The organism is Neisseria sicca VK64 (assembly GCF_000260655.1).
In the GTDB taxonomy this organism is placed as follows: domain Bacteria; phylum Pseudomonadota; class Gammaproteobacteria; order Burkholderiales; family Neisseriaceae; genus Neisseria; species Neisseria sicca_B.
Genome location: NZ_AJMT01000089.1, coordinates 1 through 2,109 on the forward strand (window position 1 = coordinate 1; position 2,109 = coordinate 2,109).

The following is a 2,109-nucleotide window of genomic DNA, read 5'->3' on the forward strand; positions in this document are numbered from 1 at the left end:
TTTCAAAATATTCTCAAACCAAACTCAATCAACAGTAAAGGTCGTCTGAAATCCCTTTCAGACGACCTTTATTAATCCAAATACACTATTACCCGAATAACTCTCACCTTAACGCTGCAGCAAGATTTCTAATACAAACTTGCTTCCTACATAAGCGAACATTAGGCTGACAAACCCGATGATTGTCCAAACGGCTGCTTTTTTACCCCGCCATGCCGTCATACTGTGCTTAAGCAGTAACGCACCGTAAATTATCCATGAGAGAATGCCGAATACGGTTTTATGGGTAAATGTAACGGGTTTACCGAATACAGCTTCTGCAAAAAATGTCCCGCTGACAACCGAATAGGTCAATAAAATAAAACCTACCCACATCCCCTGGAACATGAGCTTTTCCAAACTCAGTAAAGACGGCAGAAAACCGGACAAACTGGAAACACGTCGCCTATGCAGGTTACGGTTGAGCAGCAAAATCAAAACGGCAAACAAGGTCACAATGCCGAATAAACCGTATGCCAGCAGCGATGTACCAATGTGCGACATAAACGGCAAATCATTGATTTGGTAACCGACATATTTTCCTGGAAACAGCGCGCCCAATAACAAGGTTAACGCTGCACACGGATACAAAAGCAGCTGTAATCCGCGCAGACGATAGAAAAAACTACCAACGAAATACACCAGCAGCATCAACCACACAATCAAACTGATGGAATACCCAAAGCCCATGATCAAAATCTTGTCTTGAATGACAGGCATAAGCAATACGGCACCGTGCATGGTCAGCGCAGCACCCAAAACAGCCAACTCGGCTTTTAGAGGATAATCTTTAATCTCTCGGGTCTTGTGGTTGAACCAAACGAATATACCCAATCCGGCATACACCAGTATCAGGCAAATCAGGATAGTCGGCATAACAAACTTTCTTGGCGCGCATACATAACCGCACGCGATAGTGTAAAATAATCTCAATTTTATTTTAGCAAAGAATGCCCCGAACAGGGCAGCTATTATCATTACCAAGGACAAGCATGTTAGACAACTTAACCAACCGCTTTAGTAAAGTTTTCAAAAATATCCGCGGTCAAGCAAAACTGACAGAAGACAACATCAAAGAGGCGCTGCGGGAAGTTCGCCTTGCCCTGCTCGAAGCGGACGTTGCCCTGCCCGTTGTAAAAGAATTTGTCAACAACGTCAAAGAAAAAGCCCTCGGACAGGAAGTTGCCGGCAGCCTGACGCCCGACCAAGCCTTTATCGGCGTCGTCAACCAAGCTCTGATCGAATTGATGGGCAAGGAAAATTCCTCTTTGGACTTGGCGGCTGTACCGCCTGCTGTTGTCTTAATGGCAGGTCTGCAAGGTGCGGGTAAAACCACCACCGTCGGCAAACTCGCCCGCCTACTGAAAAACGAACAGAAGAAAAAAGTTTTGGTCGTCTCAGCCGACGTGTATCGCCCTGCCGCCATCGAACAGTTGCGCCTTTTGGCTGAGCAAGTCGGCATTGACTTCTTCCCTTCCGATTCCAATCAGAAACCTGTCGAAATTGCCACTGCTGCGATTGATTATGCAAAAAAACACTTTTACGACGTCTTGATGGTCGATACCGCCGGACGCTTGGCGATTGACGAAGAGATGATGAATGAAATCAAAGCGCTGCACGCAGCCGTCAATCCTGTAGAAACTTTATTTGTCGTCGATGCCATGTTGGGTCAAGACGCTGTAAACACCGCACAAGCATTTAACGAAGCCTTGCCGCTGACCGGCGTCATCCTGACCAAAATGGATGGCGATTCACGCGGCGGCGCGGCATTGTCTGTACGCCACGTTACCGGAAAACCCATCAAATTTATCGGTATCGGTGAAAAAATCACAGGACTCGAACCCTTCTACCCAGACCGTATCGCCAGCCGTATCCTCGGTATGGGCGACGTATTAAGCCTGATTGAAGATGTCCAAAAAGGCATAGACGAAGAAGCTGCCGCCAAAATGGCGAAAAAGCTGCAAAAAGGCAAAGGCTTCGACCTCAATGATTTTAAAGAACAAATCCAGCAAATGCGCAATATGGGCGGACTGGAAAGCCTGATGTCAAAAATGCCGGGCGAACTGGGTC

The 2,109-nt window shown here is 46.8% G+C and carries 2 protein-coding genes; one reads left to right on the forward strand and one right to left on the reverse strand.

Going from position 1 to position 2,109, the window contains the following annotated elements; translation table 11 throughout:
* Nucleotides 1-108: 108 nt before the first annotated feature.
* The gene (locus HMPREF1051_RS05525) at nt 109-915 is read right to left on the reverse strand and encodes a cytochrome C assembly family protein (protein ID WP_003765542.1); all 807 of its coding nucleotides are present in this window, start codon (nt 913-915) and stop codon (nt 109-111) included.
* A gap of 116 nt (nt 916-1,031) precedes the next feature.
* Here HMPREF1051_RS05525 and ffh point away from each other — a divergent pair.
* The coding region (gene ffh / locus HMPREF1051_RS05530) for a signal recognition particle protein (RefSeq protein ID WP_003765540.1) at nt 1,032-2,109 on the forward strand (1,078 nt) is incomplete at its 3' end.